Here is a 15,767-nt window from a genome sequence, read left to right as displayed (position 1 = left end):
CAGTCTCACAACTGTCGTCACGGTGCGCATGCTGACGGTCCGAATGATGTACATCCCGTATGACCGGCTCCCCCGTGCGCAGCACATGGTCGGGAGCACCCGCGCCGGTCGGGTAGAGTTCTCTCGTCAGCAGGCGCCGCTAGCTCAGTTGGTTAGAGCAGCTGACTCTTAATCAGCGGGTCCGGGGTTCGAGTCCCTGGCGGCGCACGATGACGATGGCGAGGAGTGTTCGCGTGAAGCGCGAACCACCTCGCCATCTCTGTTTCGCGCGGCTCCACCGCGCGTCGTGGGGGCTTCGCCACTCGCACCCCCTGGCCGCGGCGACCGGCGCCTCGGGCCGGAACCGGGCCCTCCCCCCCCGATCGGCCGGATACCCTCTCGCCATGGCGGCCCGGGACCTGCAGGAGCGGATCAAGAAGCTCATCGTCGACCGACGACTGCCCCCGGGCGCCCCGCTGCCGACCGAGCCCGAGCTGATGGAGCACCTCGGGGCGAGCCGGAACTCGGTGCGCGAGGCGCTGAAGGCACTGCAGGCGATGGGCATCGTCGAGATCAGGCACGGCTTCGGCACCTACGTGGGCCCGATGTCGCTCGCCCCGATGATCGAGGGGCTCGCCTTCCGCACGGTCGCCGGGCACTACCGGGGCGAGGACTCCCTGCTGCAGCTCCTGGAGCTGCGCGAGGCCGTCGAGACCGGACTGGTGTCCCGGCTGGCCGGGCGGCTGCCCGAGTCCGACCTCGTTGAACTGGACGCCCTCGTCACCCGTATGGAACAGGAGGCCGCCGACGGGGCGGACCTCGCCGAGACCGACCGCGCCTTTCACGCCACCCTCTACCGGGGGCTGGACAACGTGCTGCTGAGCGAGGTGCTGGAGGCGTTCTGGGACGCCTTCCACCGCGTCCGGCGGGATCTGCTGGAGGGGCCGCAGGACCCGCGGGTCACCTGGCGGCAGCACCGGGAGATCCTGGACGCGGTCGGGTCCGGCGACTCCCTGCGGGCGGAGGAGGCCATACGGGACCACTTCGGCCATGTCCGCGCCCGGCTCTCCCCCGCCGGCGCACCGGAGTCCCCCGAACACCACCCGCGCCACAATCAACGGGTTTGACCGGTAAACTCCACGTTTCCCGTCTTGCGATCACGCTGGACGGCGTAGAACCCTGGATGCCACGAAGCCGCGCCTTCGCGGCAGTTGGGGGTAAGCAACCGGTTGCCGGCCGGCGGGGAGGGGGCCCTGCTCAGCGAGCGGATGCCGAGGGGGGCATCATGCAACCGGAAGGCCGCGATCCCGTGTCTATAAGGTGTGCAGGACATGGTGACCGCGACCACCACTGTGTCCGCCTGTGACGGCCGAGGGGACCCCGACCGGGCGGTATAAGACCGACGAAACACGCGGTGACTCGCGTGTGGGGGGATGACTCATGACGTCGACGCCGACGGGCGCCGGACAGAGCCACGAACAACACGACGACCCGTCACAGACCACACAGCTGCGTGCGGTGACGCATCGGACCGGCCAGTTCCGCCGAATAAAGAAGAGCCTGCCCAGATACGACTACGAGCACTACAGCCGCCTCTCGGGTCCCCTCACCCAGCCCGACCCGGCGAAGCCCTACCAGGTGCAGTACCGTTCGCTGCTCTCGCAGGAGCCGCACCGTCTGCGGGCCGCGCTCATGCTCGGCGCGGCCCCGGTGCTCTCGCTGGTGCTGCTGTTCTGGCTGCTGCAGCCGGAGCACTGGACCGAACGCGACTACCCGGCCTACGACTTCCTGCCCGCGCTGGACGTCGTGATGCTGGTCGCGATCGGCCTGATCGAGTTCTTCCGCTGCATGAACGTGCTGTCCAACGCGCACGCCACCCTGGTCGCCCGCGACCCGGTCCCGGTGGTGCCGGAGACCGGCACGCGCGTCGCGTTCCTCACCTCCTTCGTGCCCGGCAAGGAGCCGCTGGAGATGGTGACCAAGACGCTGGAGGCGGCCGTGAAGCTCCGTCACCGGGGCCTGATGCACGTCTGGCTGCTCGACGAGGGCGACGACCCGGCCGTCAAGGAGGTCTGCGCCCGGCTCGGCGTCCACCACTTCTCCCGCAAGGGCGTCGCCCGGTGGAACCAGGCCAAGGGCCCGCACCGCGCCAAGACCAAGCACGGCAACTACAACGCCTGGCTGGAGGCGCACGGCGGCGACTACGACTTCTTCGCCTCCGTCGACACCGACCACGTGCCGCTGCTCAACTACCTGGAGCGGATGCTCGGTTACTTCCGCGACCCGGACGTCGGCTTCGTCATCGGCCCGCAGGTCTACGGCAACTACGACACGTTCGTCACCAAGGCCGCCGAGTCGCAGCAGTTCCTCTTCCACGCGCTCATCCAGCGGGCCGGCAACCGGTACGGCGCCCCGATGTTCGTGGGCACCTCGAACGCCGTGCGCATCAGGGCGATCAAGCAGATCGGCGGCCTGTACGACTCGATCACCGAGGACATGGCCACCGGGTTCGAGATGCACCGCGCCAAGAACCCGGCCACCGGCCGCAAGTGGAAGTCCGTGTACACCCCGGACGTGCTCGCGGTCGGCGAGGGCCCCAACGCCTGGACCGACTTCTTCACCCAGCAGATGCGCTGGTCGCGGGGCACCTACGAGACGATCCTCAAGCAGTACTGGAAGGGCTTCTTCACCCTGCCGCCCGGCAAGCTCTTCAACTACACGATGATGATCATCTTCTACCCGATGTCCGCCCTGAACTGGATCCTCGCGGCCCTGAGCTGTGCCCTGTTCCTGGGCCTGGGCGCCTCGGGTGTGAACATCGACCCGACCGTGTGGCTGATGCTCTACGGCAACGCCTCCGCGCTCCAGATCGGCCTGTACATCTGGAACCGCCGGCACAACGTCTCCCCGCACGAACCGGAGGGCTCCGGCGGTGTGGCCGGCATGGTGATGTCGGCGCTGTCCGCGCCGCTGTACGCCAAGGCCCTGATCGACTCGGTGCTGCGCCGCAAGAGCAAGTTCGTGGTCACGCCCAAGGGCGACTCGGCGAGCCCGGACACCTGGTTCGGCACCTTCCGGTACCACTGGTACTTCATCGCGATCTTCGGCGCCTCGATCGCCGCCGGTCTCGTCCTCGGGCACGCCCACCCGGCGATGATCACCTGGGCCTCGTTCGCCCTGCTCATTACCGCGACACCGGTCTTCGTCTGGCGCCACGAGCTGCGGCAGCAGAAGAAGCGGCCCCGGCACGCCGCCGGTGCGCCCGCGCCCGTCCCGGCGCCCGCGCCCGTCCCGGCGGCCGGGCCGCAGGACGCGGTGCCCGCCGGCTACGCGGCCCAGGCGCCGCAGGTCCCGCAGCAGTGGACCGGCCACGCCGGCCCGGCCGCGGGCAACGACCAGACCATGCAGATCGCCCTTGGTGGACTTGGGGGACGTAAGGAATGAAGGACCAGGCCGGCCGCCGCCGTGCTCGCCGACTCGCGATAGGCACGGCGGTGGTAGTCGCGCTGGCCGGGATGAACGGGCCGTGGCTCTACCGCTTCGGAACCGAGCAGTACCACCAGTACAAGATCAACAAGCCGGAGTACAAGGCCTCCAACGGCAAGTGGGACATCGTCGAGTTCCCACCGGAGTACCGGCAGGACACCATCCACGCGGCGCTGCTGCACACCGGCAAGGTGCTGCTGGTCGCGGGGTCGGGCAACAACCAGGACAACTTCGACAGGAAGCAGTTCGACACCCGGATCTGGGACCCGGTGAAGGGCACGATCAAGAAGATCCCCACGCCCACCGACCTGTTCTGCACCGGGCACACCCAGCTCGCCAACGGCAACCTGTTGATCGCGGGCGGCACCAAGCGGTACGAGAAGCTCAAGGGCGACGTCACCAAGGCCGGCGGCCTGATGATCGTCCACAACGAGAACCCGGACAAGCCGATCACGCTGCCCGCGGGCACCCGGTTCACCGGCAGGACCAACGGCAGGACGTTCGTCTCCAAGGACCCGGTGCTGGTGCCCCGCGCGAAGAAGGTGTTCGACCCGCAGACCGGCGCCTTCCTGCGCAACGACCCCGGTCTCGGCCGCATCTACGTCGAGGCGCAGCGCAGCGGCGCCAAGTACGAGACGGGCACCCAGGACAACTACCGGATCCAGGGCCTGAGCGGCGCCGACGCGCGCAACACCTACGGCATCGCGCAGAAGCTCGCGCTGGACAAGAAGGACTTCCAGGGCATCCGCGACGCCTACGAGTTCGACCCGGTCGCCGAGCGATACATCAAGGTCGACCCGATGAACGAGGCCCGCTGGTACCCGACGCTCACCACTCTGTCGGACGGCAAGGTCCTCAGCGTCTCCGGGCTGGACGACATCGGCCAGCTCGTGCCGGGCAAGAACGAGGTCTTCGACCCGAAGACCAAGAAGTGGACCTACACGAAGAAGCTCCGGCAGTTCCCGACCTACCCGGCGCTGTTCCTGATGCAGAACGGGAAGGTCTTCTACTCGGGCTCCAACGCGGGCTACGGACCGGACAACGTGGGCCGCAAGCCCGGCGTCTGGGACGTGGAGACCAACAAGTTCACCAAGCTGCCGGGGCTCGGCGACGCCGACCTGATGGAGACGTCCGGCACGGTGCTGCTGCCGCCGGCCCAGGACGAGAAGTTCATGGTGGTCGGCGGCGGCGGGGTCGGCGAGTCCAAGCTGTCCAGCAGGAAGACCCGGCTGATCGACCTCAAGGCGAAGAACCCCCGGTTCGTGGACGGGCCGGAGCTGGAGAAGGGCACCCGGTACCCGCAGACCTCGATCCTGCCCGACGACACCGTGCTGGTGTCCGGCGGTTCCGAGGACTACCGCGGGCGCGGCGACTCCAACATCCTGCAGGCCCGGATGTACCACCCGGACAGCAACAGCTTCACCGAGGTCGCCGACCCGCTGGTGGGCCGCAACTACCACTCCGGGTCGATCCTGCTGCCGGACGGGCGGGTGATGTTCTTCGGGTCCGACTCGCTGTACGCGGACGCGGCCGACACCCGGCCCGGCAAGTTCGAGCAGCGGATCGAGATCTACACCCCGCCGTACCTGTACCGGGGTTCGCGGCCATCGCTCGGCGGAGGGCCGCAGACCATCGCCCGGGGCGCCTCGGGGACGTTCACCTCGGCGCAGGCCTCCGGCATCAGGAAGGTGCGGCTGATCCGGCCGAGCGCCTCGACCCATGTGACGGACGTGGACCAGCGTTCCATCGCGCTGGACTTCACCACGTCGGGAGACAAGATCACCGTGACCGTGCCGAAGAACCGGAACCTGGTGCAGTCCGGCTGGTACATGCTGTTCGTGGACGACGCCCAGGGGACGCCCAGCAAGGCGCAGTGGGTCAAGGTCCCCTGAGCCGGCCTGCGCCGGGCCCGCTGGGGGACGGCCGGGTTCAGCGGGCCGGAAGGGGCGCCCTCCGCACGGGAGGGCGCCCCTTCCGTTCCTACCGCGCGGCCGACTTGGCCAGCCCGAGGGCGTAACCGGCCCACCACTCGCCCGCCTTGGGACCGCCCTTGCAGGTGCCGTCCGACTCCCCCGGGCGCTTGACCCACAGGTAGGCGTCGACCAGCGGGTCGTCCGTCCTGATCGTCGGGGCCTGCCCCAGCGCCCGGCCGGGCGGGTTGCACCACCGCTGGGCGGGGTCGCCGCCCGTGTAGGGGCCGTTGCCGTTGCGGCTGGTGTCCACGACGAAGTGCTTGCCGCCCACCTTCGCCGAGAGCTCCTCGCCGTAGGCGATGGAGTCCTCGGTGGAGTAGAAGTTCGAGACGTTGACGGCGAACCCGTCGGCCTGGTCGACGCCGGCCTGGCGGAGGGGTTCGAAGATCTGGTCGGGGTGGTCCCAGCCGGCGTTGCCCGCGTCCAGGTAGACCTTGGTGTTCTTCAGCGACTTCAGTCTGGCGACGGCGCCCTTGAGCAGGTCGTAGCGCTCCTCGTGGAACTCGTCCGGGGTGCAGCCGTCGACGAGGTGCAGTACGGCGTCGGGTTCGAGGACGACGGTGGCGGCACGGTCGCCGATGCCCCGGGCCACGCCGTCGATCCAGGCGCGGTAGCCGTCGCCGTCGGCGGCGCCGCCCTGCGAGTACTGGCCGCAGTCGCGGTGCGGGATGTTGTAGAGGACCAGCAGTGCCGTGCGGTCGGCCTTCTCGGCGGCCTCGGTGAAGCCGCGGGCCTCCTGCTCGGGGTTCTCGGAGCCGATCCACTCCCCGGTCGGCTGCTCGGCGATCCGGCGGATCCGCTCGGCCTCGGTCTTCTTGCCGGCCTTCTCGTAGGCGGCGAGCTGGCGGGCCGCGTTGCCGTCCGGGTTCACCCAGTACGGGTCGGCGGACTTGGGCCGCTGGCCGATGTCCGCCTTCGCGTCGTCCGCTCCGTCCCCGCCGGACGAGCAGCCGGCGAGCAGCAACGCCGCCCCCAGCACCGCCGCGGACGCCCGTACCCGTGCCGCGGTGCGGGCCCCCCTGCTGTCGTGCATGCGATTCCCCCTGGGCGCATCGTTCCGGGTGCCAATCGTGGCACACCGACCGGGCCGGTCACGAGGTCGCTCGGGGGCTGCGAGCGGGGGTTCCGGGGGGCGCTCGAACGGGGTGAAAGCGGCCTCGGGGGTGGCGCTCGGGTGGGCTGGGGTCGCTTTCGGGGGTGGCGTCCGCGGGTGCCTGAAGGCGGCTCAGGTGGTCGTTCCGGCGGTCAGGGGCCGGTGCCGGTCAGGTACGCGGAGACGATCACGTTGGCCGTGTAGCTGTGGCTCGCCCGGTCGAAGGTGCCGCCGCAGGTGATCAGTTTGAGTTCGGCGCGGCCCGGCTTCCGGGGGCCGTAGGCCGTCCTCGCGTCGAAGTCGTCGCGGGGCAGGACGCGTACGTCGTCGACCGTGAAGCGGGCGACCCGGCCGTCGGCGCGGACCACCCGGACGGTGTCGCCGGCCCTGAGCGTGCTGAGCTTGTAGAACACGGCGGGCCGGGTCTCCGTGTCGACGTGCCCGACCAGCAGCGCGGCCCCCGCCGCGCCGGGCTTCGTACCGGAGGCGTACCAGCCGACCACTCCCGGCTGGTCGAACGGGGGCGGCTCGATGGCGCCCCGCGCGTCCAGCCCCCGGGCCACGACCGGCGCGGTGACGGCCAGTTGAGGGATGTCGAGGCGCTGCGGGACCGCGGCCGCGAGCGGCTGGGCCGCCGGCGGCAGCCGGACCGCCTCGGCGCGGCCGATCCCGGCCACGTCGCCCGTCGCGGGCTCCGCCGGGCTCTGCGGCACTCCGGTGACGCCCCGTCCCCACAGCCACAGCCCGAACAGCAGCAGCGTCCAGGCCAGGACGGTGACCAGGCGTCCGGTGGCGGAGCTGTGCCCGTACTCGTCGGACATGTGCCGCTGCCCGCGCTCAGTCCGTGCCCTGGCTCCGGCGGGCCCTGCGCAGCCCGACGGCGGCCGCGGCGATCCCGGCGAGGGCGAGCCCGGTCACCGCCTGGCCGGCGCCCGGGCCGGACCCGTCGGTGGCCACCGTGGCGAAGTGCGCGGTGCCGCCACCACCAGCGGCGACCGGCGCGACGGGCGAGGCGGCCGTGATGAGCGTGCCGGACGCGTCGTCGGCCTGCACCGTGCCGCCGGTGGCGTCACCCGGCTGCTGCGGCCGGGTCACGCCCGCGCGCCCGACGGTGATCTTGCTGTCCAGCGCCACGTCGGCGCAGGTGACCCGCACGTCGTAGACACCGGGCGCGACGGAGGCACGCACGCGGGTGTCGCCGCTCAGGACGCCCATGTCGGACGTCAGCCGGGCGTCGGCGACGAAGACCTTCGAGGCGGCGACGGCCCGCGCCGCGCTGCACCCACGCACCCGAAGGGACACGTCGGTGCCGGGCGCCGGGGAGACCGGGGTCACGGAGACTCCTCGCTCGCCGTCGTTCGCGCAGGCGGCCGTGGTGAGGGCGGTGACGGCGAGCAGTCCGGCGCAGAGTGTCCCGGTACAGAGAGTGAGGCGTTGTGAGCCCATCGTGAACCTCCAGACACTGGGAGGCTCCCCCGTACCGCGCGCCTCCGCATCCTCGGGAGGCGCGCGATTACTCCGAACGGGTGGGACTCGGTCGGGGACTCCCTGTTCAGGGCGGTCCCCCGGTCCACAGCCGGGGACCGGCCTCAGACGAGGTCGACCACGTCCGCGATGGAGTCGACGACCTCCGAGGGACGGAAGGGGTAGCGGTCCACGTCGTCCGGCTGCGTGACACCGGTGAGCACCAGGAAGGTCCGCATCCCGGCCTCCAGGCCCGCCAGGACGTCGGTGTCCATCCGGTCGCCGATCATCGCGGAGGTCTCCGAGTGGGCGCCGATCGCGTTGAGCCCGGCGCGCATCATCAGCGGGTTGGGCTTGCCGACGAAGTACGGCTTCTTGCCGGTCGCCGCGGTGATCAGGGCGGCGACCGAGCCGGTGGCGGGCAGGTCGCCCTCGGTGGAGGGGCCCACGTTGTCGGGGTTGGTGGCGATGAACCGCGCACCGTTGTTGATCAGCCGCACGGCCTTGGTCAGGGCCTCGAAGGAGTACGTGCGGGTCTCACCGAGGATCACGAAGTCGGGCTCGTGGTCGGTCAGGATGTAGCCGATGTCGTGCAGCGCGGTGGTCAGACCGGCCTCGCCGATGACGTAGGCGCTGCCGCCGGGCCGCTGGTCGTCCAGGAACTGCGCGGTGGCCAGGGCGGAGGTCCAGATGTTCTCCACCGGCACGTCCAGGCCCATCCGCCGGAGCCGGGCGTGCAGGTCGCGGGCGGTGTAGATGGAGTTGTTGGTGAGCACCAGGAAGGGCCGCCCCGAGTCGCGCAGCTTCTTCAGGAAGGCGTCGGCACCGGGGATCGGGACCCCTTCGTGGATCAGGACGCCGTCCATGTCGGTGAGCCATGACTCTATGGGCTTGCGGTCTGCCATGCGTTTGCGTCTCCTGACATGCGTACGGCCAAGAACGGGGGCGCCGGAACCACGGCGTACCGACGCCACCAGCCTAATCAGGTGCCCGGGATCTTGACCCGGGCACGTCGCAGGTCAGTGAGGCGCGGGGCGGAGCCGCTCTCAGCGGCGTCGGCGGGCCAGCAGGAAGGCGCCGCCGGCGACGACCAGGAGCGAGGTGACGGCGGCGAGCAGCCCGCGGGCGACGCCGATCCCGGTGCGGGCGAGCTCCCGGTCCCGCTCCCCGGCCTGCTGCGCGGCCTCGGTGAAGGGCAGCGAGCTGGTGCCCGGATCGGCGCCGCCGGCCGTGGGCCGGGGCCCGGTCCCGGGGTCCGTCGAGCTGGCCGGGGTCGCGGCTCCGGGACTTGCGCTGCCGCCCGGACTCGCCGTACCACCCGGACTGGGGCTGCCGTCCGGGCCGGCGGTCCCGGTGCCGTCCTCGGGCGTCCGCGTCCCGTCTCCTTCCTCCTCCGGCTCCTGCTTCTGCCTCTGCTTCTGCTCCTGGTCCTCACCCTGCTCCCGCCCGTTCCCCCCGCCGCTGATCGCGAAGCGGTAGTCGTTGGACTGACCCACCCAGTCGCCGTCCTCACCCCGGCGCTGGACGACGGCGGCGTTCGCGGTGACCTGGTCGGACACGGCGTCGGAGGTGAGGGAGAGCCTGAGCTTGACGGTGACGGTCCTGCCGGGCGGCACGGTGAAACCGCCGAACCCGTCCGCGTCCAGCACACCGACCAGTTCCTGGGCGTCGGTGCTCTCGAAGCCGACGGGCAGGGTGCGGGCGCCGTCGTAGAACTCCAGCTTGGGCTGGGACGGCTTCAGGGCGCGCTTGTCGTCGACGAGCACGACGACGGGGTGGAGGTCGGTGCAGGTCCGGGTGGTCGAGTTGGTGAGGTCGAGGTACCAGGTGCCGAATCCACCGCCCGCCTCGTAGGCGCCGGGCCCGCCGTGGATGCGGGTGGCCAGCGGGAAGGCACGGTCGCCGGACGCCGCACACGTCGCGTCCGCCTGGGCAGCGGCCGACGGAACGGGCCCGAACGCGGCGCCTGCGGCAAGACCCAGGGACAGGGACACGCACGCACACAGTCGCATAAACACATGACCATCCCGGAACCCCCCACCAACCCCGCCCCGCCACACCGCACACCCACCGAATTCCCACCGATCAGCGCAAGGCCGGCGGCCGTGGGCCGTGAGTGCGCGCAGCCCTGGGTACTGGGCACGTGCAGCCCTGAGCACTGGGCACGTGCAGCCCGGGGCGCAGAGCCCGTCCAGCCCTGGGCACTGGGCACTGGGCACGTGCAGCCTTGGGCAGTGGGCGCGTGCAGCCTTGGGCACTGGGCACGTGCAGCCCGAGGCACTGGGCGCGTGCACCCCTGAGCACTGGGCACGTGCAGCCCGGGGCGCAGAGCCCGTCCAGCCCCGGACTCCGGCTCCGCTGCGAGCGCCGAGCCCGCCTGACTGCGGGCATGCGTGCCGCTAGGGGCGGCACGGGCGGGCGGTGGCGTCCCCCCGCTCGAGCGAAGCCGAGAGTGGGGGAGGCACCCCGCAAGCGCGGGTGAGCGAAACGCCCTGGGCCAGCACCGACGCTGAGCACCTGACAAGCACCGGCACGCGAAACACCCACCAGCCGGCACCAACACCGCGCACCCGACAAGCACGGGCAAGCGCATCACCGCCGGCCGAGCGCCAGTACCGCGCCCCCGGCAAGCACGGGCAAGCACGTCACCGCCGACCGAGCACCAACACCGCAGCACCGCCAAGACAAGGCACCGCCAACCACGACACCCCAGCCGCCCCCCTATCCCCCCGCCCGCCCAAACACCGGCGCCAACAACAACTGCGCAGCCCCCTCAGCGACAACCCGCTCCCCACCCACGACCCGCACCGGCACACACCCCCCATCCCCCGACCGCCGATCCCGAGCCCGAGCAGCCAGCACCTCCGAGACCCCCGCCACGAACACCTCCGGCGCTCCCGCCACCGTCCGCCCCCCGAGCAGCACCAGATCGATGTCGAGCAGCCCGGCCAGATTCCCCGCCCCCACCCCGAGCACCCGCGCCGCCTCCCGCACGTCGCCGCGCGCCACGGCCCCCAGGCACAGCACCTCGACACACCCCCGGTTCCCGCACTCGCACGGAGGCCCGTCGAGCTGCACGACCTGGTGCCCGAACTCCCCCGCCCCGGTACGCGCCCCCCGGTGCACGTTCCCGCCGATCACCAGCCCCGCCCCCAGCCCCGTACCGAGATGCAGATAGGCGAACGACCCATCACCGCCGCCGTCACCACCGTCACCACCAGACCCCTCCCGGCCGCCCCCCGCACCACCGCACACCCCCACCGACAACGCCAGAGCCGCCGCGTTCGTGTCCTTGTCCACCACCACCGGCACCCCCAGCCGCTCCACCAGCGCGTCCCGCAGCGGAAACCCGTCCCACTCCGGAAAGCCGGTGACCCGGTGCAGCACCCCCCGCGCGTGATCGAGCGGCCCGGGAAGCGCCACTCCCACACCGAGCAGCGAGCCGACACCGGAAAGCCCACCCGAGAGGCCATCCGGAAGGCCGCCCGAGAGGCCGCCGGAGGTGTCACCAGATGTGCCACCGGCCCCCAGCACCTCCCCCACCAGCCCCGACACCTCGCCCGCGACCATCCCCAGCACGGCCTGCGCCCCACCCCCGAGATCCAGCGCCGCGCACCGCTCGCCCACGACGGCCCCGTCGAGATCCACCAGCACCGCCCGCAACTCGTCCCGGTCCAGGTGCACCCCCACCGCGTGCCCGGCCGACGGCACCAGCCGCAGCACGGTGCGCGGCTTGCCCCCGGTGGACGCCCGGCGCCCGGCCTCCGCCGCGAACCCCGCCTCCCGCAGCCGCGCGGTGATCTTGCTGACGGCCTGCGGGGTCAGCCCGGTCCGCTCGGCCAGCTCCAGCCTGCTGATCCCCGCCGCCCCGGCGCCGCGCAGCAGATCCAGCACCAGCGCGGTGTTGTGGGACCGCACCGCGAACAGATTCGCTCCGACCGGCCCGCTCTTCGTCCTGCTCACGCTGCTCACGTTGTCGACGCCGCCCATCCCCCCATTGTCCCCGCCGCTTGCACTTTGGCAACAGCGTTGCGAAAGTAGAAGGCATGACTGCTACCCCCCTCCGCGTCGGCCTGATCGGCTACGGCCTCGCAGGCTCCGTCTTCCATGCCCCGCTGATCGCGGCCACCGAGGGCCTGACCCTGGACACGGTGGTCACCTCGAACCCCGAGCGGCAGGAGCAGGCCCGCGCCGAGTTCCCGGACGTCCGCTGCGTCGGCACCCCCGAGGAACTGTTCGGCCGGGCGGACGAGCTGGACCTGATCGTCATCGCCTCCCCGAACAAGACGCACGTCCCGCTCGCGACCGCCGCCCTGGAGGCCGGTCTGCCGGTGGTCGTGGACAAGCCGGTCGCGGGCACGGCGGCCGAGGCCCGGCAGCTGGCCGCCCTCGCCGAGGAGCGCGGTCTGCTGCTGTCGGTCTTCCAGAACCGCCGCTGGGACAACGACTTCCTGACCCTGCGCGCCCTGCTGGAGAAGGGGGAGCTGGGCGACGTCTGGCGCTTCGAGTCCCGCTTCGAGCGGTGGCGCCCGCACCCGAAGGGCGGCTGGCGCGAGTCCGGTGACCCGGCGGAGATCGGCGGCCTGCTCTACGACCTCGGCAGCCATGTCGTCGACCAGGCACTGGTCCTCTTCGGCCCGGTCACCGAGGTGTACGCCGAGACGGACATCCGCCGCCCGGGTGCGGAGACCGACGACGACACCTTCATCGCGCTCACCCACGCGAGCGGTGTCCGCTCCCACCTCTACGTCTCCGCGACCACGGCCCAGCTCGGCCCGCGCTTCCGGGTCCTCGGCTCGCAGGCCGGCTTCGTCAAGTACGGCCTGGACCCCCAGGAGGCGGCCCTGCGCGCGGGCGAGCGCCCCGGCACCAGCGCCGACTGGGGCACGGAACCCGAGTCGCTGTGGGGCCGGCTCGGCGTTGGGGGTCCCCCCTCTGGGGGAGAGTCCCCGGTGACCGGCGGCGGCCGCCCCGTACCGACCCTCGCCGGCGACTACCCCGCCTACTACGCGGCCGTCGCCGCGGCCCTCACCGGCGCGGGCCCCAACCCGGTGCCCGCCCTCGAGGCGGCCGCCGCCCTCGACGTACTCGAAGCGGCCCGCCGGTCCGCCCGCGACAAGGTGACGGTGACCCTCTGATGCACAGCCCCAAGATCACCCCGAAGTTCGCCCCGGAGATCACCCCGAGCGTGGAGGAGCTGGAGGCGCAGGAACGCCGCCTGGTCTTCCGGCAGTTCACATACGACGACGCGTGGACGCTCGGCTCGCTGCTGGTCGAGCTGGCCCGGGACCGACAGGCCCCGGTCGCCATCGACATCCACCGCGCCGGCCAGCAGCTCTTCCACGCGGCCCTGCCCGGCTCCACTCCCGACAACGACGCCTGGATCCTGCGCAAGCGCAGGGTGGTGGAACGCTACGGCGCCTCGTCGTACCTGGTCGGCGCCCGTTTCCGGGCCAAGGGCACGACGTTCGAGGAGTCCTCCCGCCTGGACGCCGACGCCTACGCGGCACACGGCGGCGCCTTCCCCATCCACGTCGAGAACGTGGGCGTCATCGGCACGGTGACGGTCTCCGGGCTGCCCCAGCTCCAGGACCACCGGCTCGTCGTGGAGGCGCTGGAGCGGTTCCTCGGCCAATAGCCCGCGGGCGGGATTACCGCGCGGCTCCCTCCGGTTGGGACCGACGTGCACGATGATCACGGCACGCCACCCATCCGGAGGGAAGTGACCCGATGAGCGAGTCGACGAACGACGGGAACACCGCCAAGGAGACCGTCGGCCGGTACGGCGTCTGGAGCGTGGGACTGCGCTCGGAGGAGCCCGCCCTGCGCGGCGAGATCGCCGAGGCCGCCGCGGAACTGGAGCAGCTCGGATACGGCGCGGCCTGGCTGGGCGGCAGCAGCTCGGCCCGGCACGCCCTCCCGCTCCTGGCGGCGACGTCCCGGCTGGCCGTCGGCACGAGCATCCAGAGCATCTGGCAGTACGACGCCGAGGAGAGCGCGGCCGCCTTCGCCGAGGTGGAGTCGGCCCACCCCGGCCGCTTCCTGCTCGGCCTCGGCGTGAGCCACGCCAAGCTCGCCGAGCAGTACCGGCGCCCGTACTCCGCGCTGGTCGCCTACCTCGACGCGCTGGACAAGGCCGGCGTCCCGGCCGGGCGCCGGGTCCTCGCGGCCCTCGGCCCGAAGACGCTGGAGCTGTCCCGCGACCGGGCGGCGGGCTCGGTCCCCTACCTCGTCACCCCCGAGCACACCGCCCGGGCCCGCGAGATCCTGGGCGAGCAGCCGCTGCTGGCGCCGGAGTTCAAGGTGGTCCTGGAGACGGACCCGGCCACGGCTCGCGCCCTGGCCCGCGAACACCTGGCGATGTACCTGGCGCTGCCCAACTACACCAACAACTTCCAGCGCCTGGGCTTCACCGAGGACGACCTGTCGGCGGGCGGCAGCGACCGCCTGATCGACGCCCTCTACGCCTGGGGCCCCGAAGACCGCATCCGCGCCCGGATCACCGCCTTCCACGAGGCAGGCGCCGACCACGTCGCCCTCCAGGTCATCGACGACGGCGACCGGAACTCCCTCCCCCGCGATTCCTGGCGCCGCCTGTCCGACCTACTCCACTGACCAAAGCCCCCCGCGCCCCGCCAGGGGCGCGGGGAACTGCGCGCTCAACCCCAACCAACCCGCAGCCGAACCCCCGACCGCAGCACCCCAAAAGGGGCGCGGGGAACTGCGCGCTCAACCCCAACCCACCCGCAGCCAACCCCACGACCGCAGCACCCCAAAAGGGGCGCGGGGAACCGCGCGCGCTCAGCCACAGCCCACCCGCAGCCGAACCCCTTACCGGAGCCGCCCCCACCCCCAGCGGAGCGCCTACGCGTGCTTCAGCTCCTGCCGCTGCCGCCCCAGCCCCTCGACCTCCAGCTCGACCACATCCCCGGCCCGCAGATACGGCTTCGGGTCGGGCCGGCCCATGGCGACCCCGGCCGGCGTACCGGTGTTGATGACGTCCCCGGGATACAGGGTCATGAACTGGCTGACGTACCGCACCACTTCCCCCACCGGGAAGATCTGCTCGGCCGTGGTCCCGTCCTGCTTCAGCTCCCCGTTGACCCACAGCCTCAGCGCGAGCGCCTGCGGGTCGGGGACCTCGTCCGCCGTCACCAGCCAGGGACCCAGCGGGTTGAACGTCTCGCAGTTCTTCCCCTTGTCCCAGGTGCCGCCCCGCTCGATCTGGAACTCCCGCTCGGACACGTCGTGCGCCACCGCGTACCCGGCGACATGCGCGAGCCCCTCCTCGGCCGACTCCAGATAGCGGGCCGTACGCCCGACGACGACGGCCAGCTCCACCTCCCAGTCGGTCTTGCCGGACCCGCGCGGCACCAGCACGGTGTCGTACGGCCCGACGACCGTGTCCGGGGCCTTGAAGAAGATCACGGGCTCGGTGGGCGGCTCGGCGCCGGTCTCCCGGGCGTGGTCGTGGTAGTTGAGCCCGATGCACACGATCTTGCCGATGCGGCCGATGGGAGGCCCGATCCGCAGCCCCGCCGCCTCCAGCGCGGGCAGTTCACCGGCGTCGGCCGCCGCCCGGACGCGACCGAGCGCGCCGTCGTCGGCGAGCAGCGCGCCGTCGATGTCGTCCACGATCCCCGACAGGTCGCGCAGGGTTCCCTGGGCGTCGAGCAGCGCCGGGCGCTCCGCTCCGGCAGTACCGACTCGCAGCAGCTTCATGGTCACCATCTCCCTCTATAGCGGGCGCCCGGCGGATGGGTGCAGCCATC

13 protein-coding genes and 1 tRNA gene are annotated in these 15,767 nt (G+C 71.8%); 7 read left to right on the top strand and 7 right to left on the bottom strand.

Annotated features, from left to right (window positions below):
• Window positions 1-133 precede the first annotated feature (133 nt).
• From ACFYU0_RS09175 to ACFYU0_RS09160, 4 genes are all read left to right on the top strand, one after another.
• Window positions 134-207 (top strand) — tRNA-Lys (locus tag ACFYU0_RS09175).
• A 176-nt stretch (window positions 208-383) separates the two neighbouring features.
• A complete protein-coding gene (locus ACFYU0_RS09170; protein WP_389299073.1) occupies window positions 384-1,106 on the top strand; it encodes a FadR/GntR family transcriptional regulator in 723 nt (240 codons plus the stop codon).
• Between the two features lie 313 nt (window positions 1,107-1,419).
• Window positions 1,420-3,423, top strand: coding sequence for a glycosyltransferase family 2 protein (locus ACFYU0_RS09165; protein WP_389299071.1), 2,004 nt, complete (start codon window positions 1,420-1,422; stop codon window positions 3,421-3,423).
• Window positions 3,420-5,357, top strand: a complete 1,938-nt coding sequence (locus ACFYU0_RS09160) for a galactose oxidase-like domain-containing protein (RefSeq protein WP_389299068.1) — start codon at window positions 3,420-3,422, stop codon at window positions 5,355-5,357. The genes ACFYU0_RS09165 and ACFYU0_RS09160 overlap by 4 nt, the downstream gene beginning before the upstream one ends.
• A gap of 88 nt (window positions 5,358-5,445) precedes the next feature.
• On the opposite strand, the gene ACFYU0_RS09155 is transcribed toward ACFYU0_RS09160, so the two are convergent.
• The 6 genes from ACFYU0_RS09155 to ACFYU0_RS09130 form a co-directional block, all read right to left on the bottom strand.
• Window positions 5,446-6,471 carry a glycoside hydrolase family 6 protein gene (locus ACFYU0_RS09155; RefSeq protein WP_389299065.1) on the bottom strand — a complete coding sequence of 342 codons (1,026 nt, stop codon included), beginning with the start codon at window positions 6,469-6,471 and terminating at the stop codon, window positions 5,446-5,448.
• Between the two features lie 212 nt (window positions 6,472-6,683).
• Window positions 6,684-7,352 carry a class F sortase gene (locus ACFYU0_RS09150; RefSeq protein WP_389299062.1) on the bottom strand — a complete coding sequence of 223 codons (669 nt, stop codon included), beginning with the start codon at window positions 7,350-7,352 and terminating at the stop codon, window positions 6,684-6,686.
• A gap of 16 nt (window positions 7,353-7,368) precedes the next feature.
• Window positions 7,369-7,866 carry a hypothetical protein gene (locus ACFYU0_RS09145; RefSeq protein WP_389299059.1) on the bottom strand — a complete coding sequence of 166 codons (498 nt, stop codon included), beginning with the start codon at window positions 7,864-7,866 and terminating at the stop codon, window positions 7,369-7,371.
• Between the two features lie 254 nt (window positions 7,867-8,120).
• The gene (locus ACFYU0_RS09140; RefSeq protein ID WP_389299056.1) at window positions 8,121-8,900 is read right to left on the bottom strand and encodes an HAD-IIA family hydrolase; all 780 of its coding nucleotides are present in this window, start codon (window positions 8,898-8,900) and stop codon (window positions 8,121-8,123) included.
• 141 nt (window positions 8,901-9,041) lie between these two features.
• Window positions 9,042-9,989, bottom strand: a complete 948-nt coding sequence (locus ACFYU0_RS09135) for a hypothetical protein (protein ID WP_389299054.1) — start codon at window positions 9,987-9,989, stop codon at window positions 9,042-9,044.
• 727 nt (window positions 9,990-10,716) lie between these two features.
• Window positions 10,717-11,985, bottom strand: coding sequence for an ROK family protein (locus ACFYU0_RS09130; RefSeq protein WP_389299051.1), 1,269 nt, complete (start codon window positions 11,983-11,985; stop codon window positions 10,717-10,719).
• 56 nt (window positions 11,986-12,041) lie between these two features.
• Between ACFYU0_RS09130 and ACFYU0_RS09125 the strand changes: the two genes are divergently transcribed.
• The 3 genes from ACFYU0_RS09125 to ACFYU0_RS09115 all read left to right on the top strand — a co-directional run bounded on the left by ACFYU0_RS09125 (window position 12,042) and on the right by ACFYU0_RS09115 (window position 14,610).
• The gene (locus ACFYU0_RS09125; RefSeq protein WP_389299048.1) at window positions 12,042-13,133 is read left to right on the top strand and encodes a Gfo/Idh/MocA family oxidoreductase; all 1,092 of its coding nucleotides are present in this window, start codon (window positions 12,042-12,044) and stop codon (window positions 13,131-13,133) included.
• On the top strand, window positions 13,133-13,633 hold the full coding sequence (locus ACFYU0_RS09120) for a heme-degrading domain-containing protein (protein ID WP_389299045.1): 501 nt from the start codon (window positions 13,133-13,135) through the stop codon (window positions 13,631-13,633). Before ACFYU0_RS09125 ends, ACFYU0_RS09120 begins: the two co-directional genes overlap by 1 nt.
• A gap of 92 nt (window positions 13,634-13,725) precedes the next feature.
• Window positions 13,726-14,610 carry an LLM class F420-dependent oxidoreductase gene (locus ACFYU0_RS09115; RefSeq protein ID WP_389299042.1) on the top strand — a complete coding sequence of 295 codons (885 nt, stop codon included), beginning with the start codon at window positions 13,726-13,728 and terminating at the stop codon, window positions 14,608-14,610.
• Window positions 14,611-14,859: 249 nt separating this feature from the next.
• Here ACFYU0_RS09115 and ACFYU0_RS09110 read toward each other — a convergent pair whose 3' ends face one another.
• Window positions 14,860-15,717, bottom strand: coding sequence for a fumarylacetoacetate hydrolase family protein (locus tag ACFYU0_RS09110; protein ID WP_389299039.1), 858 nt, complete (start codon window positions 15,715-15,717; stop codon window positions 14,860-14,862).
• Window positions 15,718-15,767: the final 50 nt, after the last annotated feature.

Origin of the sequence: Streptomyces sp. NPDC003720, assembly GCF_042875075.1 — a bacterium.
Lineage (GTDB): Bacteria > Actinomycetota > Actinomycetes > Streptomycetales > Streptomycetaceae > Streptomyces.
The sequence above is the reverse complement of the archived record's forward strand: the minus strand, read 5'-3'. Positions and strand labels throughout refer to the sequence as shown.